This window comes from Microbacterium sp. NPDC087868, assembly GCF_044900755.1.
Taxonomy (GTDB): domain Bacteria; phylum Actinomycetota; class Actinomycetes; order Actinomycetales; family Microbacteriaceae; genus Microbacterium; species Microbacterium galbinum.
Genome location: NZ_JBJDNO010000015.1, coordinates 1 through 4,989 on the forward strand (window position 1 = coordinate 1; position 4,989 = coordinate 4,989).

Annotated in this window: 3 protein-coding genes and 3 tRNA genes; 5 read left to right on the plus strand and 1 reads right to left on the minus strand. The window is 53.1% G+C overall.

The genetic code is table 11. The features are described from left to right. The first annotated feature begins 1,079 nt into the window (after window positions 1-1,079). The 5 genes from ACI2JZ_RS18265 (at window position 1,080) to ACI2JZ_RS18285 (ending at window position 4,722) form a co-directional block, all read left to right on the plus strand. Window positions 1,080-2,504 carry an amino acid permease gene (locus ACI2JZ_RS18265; protein WP_404598846.1) on the plus strand — a complete coding sequence of 475 codons (1,425 nt, stop codon included), beginning with the start codon at window positions 1,080-1,082 and terminating at the stop codon, window positions 2,502-2,504. Between the two features lie 176 nt (window positions 2,505-2,680). Continuing rightward, window positions 2,681-4,057, plus strand: coding sequence for an FAD-binding oxidoreductase (locus tag ACI2JZ_RS18270; protein WP_404598847.1), 1,377 nt, complete (start codon window positions 2,681-2,683; stop codon window positions 4,055-4,057). A 109-nt stretch (window positions 4,058-4,166) separates the two neighbouring features. After that, window positions 4,167-4,240 (plus strand) — tRNA-Pro (locus tag ACI2JZ_RS18275). 286 nt (window positions 4,241-4,526) lie between these two features. After that, window positions 4,527-4,598 (plus strand) — tRNA-Gln (locus ACI2JZ_RS18280). Between the two features lie 48 nt (window positions 4,599-4,646). Further along, window positions 4,647-4,722: transfer RNA gene (locus ACI2JZ_RS18285), tRNA-Glu, on the plus strand. Between the two features lie 58 nt (window positions 4,723-4,780). On the opposite strand, the gene ACI2JZ_RS18290 is transcribed toward ACI2JZ_RS18285, so the two are convergent. Beyond that, a partial coding sequence (locus ACI2JZ_RS18290; RefSeq protein ID WP_388063534.1) for a hypothetical protein occupies window positions 4,781-4,989 on the minus strand: 209 nt, incomplete at its 5' end.

Consider the following 4,989-nt stretch of genomic DNA (forward strand, 5'->3'; position numbering starts at 1 on the left):
TTTGAGGCCCTGGTACCGTTTGGTGCCGGGGCCTCACCTGTTTAACGGGAAGGGGAGGGGAATTGGGCAGCTGGTGCTGCTTGGTTCCTCCTCCCTCCTGCTTTAACGACCAGTGCGTCCAGGGTATTTGTGTTGGCCAAGGTTGCCGGCGAGCTCAGTTGCTTGCACCGGATGACGAGGGCCAGGTTACCCGAGAATTATTCACTGGAGTTCTTATCCAAATTGAAGATCAGGTTGTCGGCCCAGCCAGCCTTGCTGAGCCATATTTGTTCCCTGACGGGTATCGACTAAAAATGCCAGCTGGTCGACTGCGTAATTTGAGTTTCAGGCACCAAGGCGACAGCTCCGTTTCGGAAGACGATTCCCGCAGTTGCACCACATTCACCTGCCGGCGTGCAATGGTGAGAGCAACTGGCAACCATAGGTCTCGGCGTAAGGGGATTCGACCGACCAAGGGAACCAAGACTGCGAGAATTCACCGGGTCAGGCCAATGAACGTCATTGTGGACCTCGTCTTGGAAAGCCTTGAAAGCAATAGATACTGTCATCCACCGCCTGAAGGCACCGGTGTCATGTTTCTGAAGACGCGGACGCTTACGGACAGTAGATGCTTTGACTTCTGGTGGACAACATGACGGACACAGGCGGGCGTGGCTGCTGACCACTGACGTGCAGCACGTTGAAGCCAGCCGTATCGGAATCCTGCCTCGATATCGAGGGATTGCGCAAGCACATTTAAGCATTCTCAAGGTCGTTGGTGAGGATCGCGCAGCATGATCCTTCAATTGGATTCACGAGTATCTGACTGCGTTGCATGCCGGGATGTGTACTTCTATCGACAGCTCGCGAGTGGTCGAAATTCCAGAATGCCCATCACGCTGTCCCGAGATACCCGTTGGAAGAATTGCCGTCCGGTATCTCAGCTTCTTTTCACCAAGAGTCTGAGGTACCGGACTATCTTGTCTTTTTCCCCGCTCCAAGATGCGTGTGACTGCGATTACATGGATGTCGGGGTTGAAGCACACCATGAAAAGTGAGCGGCAAACCTCTGATGCAGTTAGGAATATCGGAGGAGCAGCATGCGTACTAGCCAGACAAGTCAAAACTTGAAACGTGGTTTAAGCACACGGCACATCAGGTTTATCGCTCTAGGGTCTGCTATTGGCACAGGCTTGTTCTATGGTTCCGCAAGCGCCATTCAAATGGCTGGGCCAGCGGTGCTGTTGGCATACATACTCGGTGGGGCAGTGGTGTTCATGGTGATGCGTGCGTTGGGAGAAATGGCAGTCCGCAATCCGACCTCCGGCTCATTCGGAAGCTATGCCACTGAATTCGTTGGACGCTTTGCTGGCTTTGCAACCGGGTGGACCTACACGTTTGAAATGTTTGTGGTGGCCCTGGCTGACGTGACGGCTTTTGGCGTATATATGGGTTTCTGGTTTCCCAACGTCGAACGATGGATCTGGATCCTGGCAGTTGTTTTCTTCATTGCCGCCGTGAACCTGCTCTCGGTCAAAGTCTTCGGCGAACTGGAATTTTGGTTCTCCTTGATCAAGGTCGTCGCTATCATGGCAATGATCGCTGGTGGCGTTCTCGTAATCGTCTTCGGGTTGGGCAACCAAAGCGAAGGAGCTGCAGGTCTATCCAATCTCTTTGCTGGCGACGGCTTCATGCCGCATGGTGTCTGGGGCATTCTCGCTTCCCTGACCATTGTCATGTTTGCCTTCGGCGGCACCGAAGTGATCGGCATTACCGCTGGTGAAGCGCAAAACCCGCGTAAAGTCATTCCGCAGGCAATTAACTCTGTGCCAGTGCGCATCTTGCTGTTCTACGTACTCACGCTCGGTGTCATCATGTGCATTCAGCCGTGGAACACGATTGATGGTAGTGAAAGTCCATTCGTTTCGATCTTCTCCAGCATCGGCTTCTCGTCAGCAGCAAATGTCCTGAACTTCATCGTCATCACTGCGGCACTCTCAGCAATCAACGCAGACATCTTCGGCGCGGGACGCATGATTCACGGTATGGCCAAACAAGGCCAGGCGCCACAGGTATTCACGAAGACCACGGCTAACGGGGTCCCATGGGTGACTTCACTATCGATGATCGGCGCATTGCTTATTGGTGTAGTGCTGAACATCTGGTTCGAAGATGAGATCTTCTTCCTCATTGCTGCATTGGCTACTTTCGCCACCGTCGTTGTTTGGTCGATGATCCTGATCTCTCATATTCGGATGAAGCACCGGATAGACAGAGATAATCTTGAACCATCTGCATTCCCAGTTCCGCTTTGGCCAGTGGATAGCTACTTGGCGCTGGCCTTCATGATCTTCGTGATCATCTTAATCGGCATTATTCCGGATACGCGTAGTGCACTCATTACCGGTCTAATCTGGGTGGCAATCCTGGGCGTCTGTTATCGACTATTCGTCAGAGGAAAAGCTCTTCCAGCAGAAATCCAAGCAGCGCAATCGAAAGAAAATGCAGCAGCTGAACGGTCTTAGCCCGATAAATAATAGGGCAATGACGTATGCCGGCCCCGGACTGGCTGGCCATGAGGGTGCAAACGCAGTTTTGAACCGAGCTACTAGTAAATTGCCAAGTCATCAAGTTCGGCAAAGACCCTCAAAAGCCGTAGTCTCAGGTAAATACTTGCACGCAACGATCCGTGGAGATAAAGATGGCCGCTTCCCATGCCGGATTTCTAGATGCCCTCAGCGCGGCATTACCAGAGAATGCCATTGAAGCAGCGGGCCCGCTGCTTCGAGAAAACTCTAGAGACTTCGGTCAGTTGTCGGGGGATCCCATTGAACCGCTGGCCGTGGTTTTCGCCAGTTCCGTAGCGGATGTACAACACGTTCTACGCTTGGCTAGCGAATACAAGGTACCGGTCATTAGCCGCGGTGCCGGCACAGGTGTTTCTGGTGGTGTACACGTACTAGGTGATGCCGTCGTCTTGAACTTGAGCAAGATGAATAGAATCCTAGAGATCCGCCCGGAAGATGAGGTCGCTGTGGTTGAACCTGGCGTCATCAATCATCAGCTGAACGAAGCCGTTTCCGAATTCGGCCTCATGTACGCCCCGGATCCTGCTAGCTACAAGATGTCTACAATTGGCGGCAACATCGCAACCAACGCGGGAGGCCTGCGGTGCGCGAAGTATGGCGTGACCCGAGAAGCAGTGCTCTCCCTAGACGTAGTATTGGCAGACGGCCGACTAATCCGCGTTGGCAAGAATACGTTTAAGGGTGTAGCAGGGTATGATCTCGCCGCACTTTTCACAGGGTCAGAGGGCACGCTGGGCGTTGTCGTTCGCGCAGTTCTCCGATTGCGCTATCTCCCGGTAGACGAGCGAGACATAGCTCTATTGTTCCCCAGCCTGGAAGAAGCAGTCGAGGGCGTTCAACTGATTGCCAAAGCCAGAATTCAGCCTGCCATTTTGGAACTCATTGATCATTCGACTCTGCTCATTCTTGATGAACAGTACTCGACGAATTACGCAGGTCACGGCGGTGCCATGCTCTTGGCTCGACTGGATGGCTATGGCGCCGAGCGTGAAGAAACCGCTCTCCGCAGTGTTTTCGCAGACCGCAATGCCCAGCTAAGCAATTCGGCAGATCCGAGTGCTACGCAACTGATCGAAATGCGCCGAACCAGCCGGGGTGATACTAAAGACGATGCTTACCGGACTGGAGAGGATGTCGCGATTCCGAAAAGCAAGATGCTTGAATACGTGCACCGCGTTCAACGGGCTGCGCGGGACGAAAACGTAAACATGCGGATGATTTCGCATGTAGGGGATGGCAATCTGCATCCGACGTTTTCTGTAGAACCGGAAGACGGCAACGAGCCACTAGCGAGGCTTGACCGTGCAGTTGAAAGCTCCGTACGTATTGCACTGGAACTGGGCGGCACAATTACTGGCGAACACGGTGTCGGGCTGATCAAAAAAGATTGGTTGCAATGGGAACAAGCAACAGAAGTGATCGAACTCCAACAGCAGATAAAGAACCTTTTGGACCCGTTGAATATCTTGAATCCTGGGAAAGCTATCTAATGGTCTTAAGCTGCGAGGCCCGGCTAAGGACTTGGCGGCAAAGAAAAGAGTAGCTATGCCGGGCATTGATGAGAATTCTGCAGGGTGTATAGTGAAATGGTTGTAACCACGGGATATAGCGCAGCTTGGTAGCGCGCGTCGTTCGGGACGACGAGGTCGCAGGTTCGAATCCTGTTATCCCGACACACAGCTAAGGGGGAACTTCGGTTCCCTCTTTTGCATTAAGCAGTCGTCTCAGCACGCAGTGACAGGTCAAGTGGACCTGCCTCCTTCGGCGGCAATTTATCGGCTGACGTGTAGCGAAGCTCAGGTCTGTTACAGGCATTTCAATAAACGAGCTGCAGATCACTCGAGGATATTGCCCCAGGATGTGCGATCCGTGAATTTTTTAGGTATAGTTATATCTCGTGCTAAGGCGTTCAGCGCAGATCAGCTTCGGCTGCTGAAGCAAATGAATACCAAGTCACATTGGGATATGGTGTAATTGGCAACACAACGGTTTCTGGTTCCGTCATTCTAGGTTCGAGTCCTGGTATCCCAGCGCTTCACCAAAGAGATTTGGTGAGCTGAAGATTAATCTTCAGCATACGGCCCCATCGTATAGCGGCCTAGTACTCCGCCCTCTCACGGCGGCAACACGGGTTCGAATCCCGTTGGGGTCACCAAAGCAAAAATCGCGAAACTTATGTTTCGCGATTTTTTTATGCCCAAAAACCGAGGATTCTACGGAACCGACAGCGGCTTCCGCTGATACCTCCTTAAGCAGGGTAATCCGTCAGTAATGTAACGGCGCAGAGTTGCAGGTCTAGCGCGGGTGAGGGGAAACTGCCCGTTGAGCCCGTTGAGCCCGTTGAGCCCGTTGAGCCCGTTGAGCCCGTTGAGCCCGTTGAGCCCGTTGAGCCCGTTGAGCCCGTTGAGCCCGTTGAGCCCGA

Excerpts from the sequence above, each read along its gene's own strand:
- ACI2JZ_RS18270 (WP_404598847.1), top strand. The coding sequence starts at position 2,681 with ATGGCCGCTTCCCATGCCGGATTTCTAGATGCCCTCAGCGCGGCATTA.
- ACI2JZ_RS18265 (WP_404598846.1), top strand. The coding sequence starts at position 1,080 with ATGCGTACTAGCCAGACAAGTCAAAACTTGAAACGTGGTTTAAGCACA.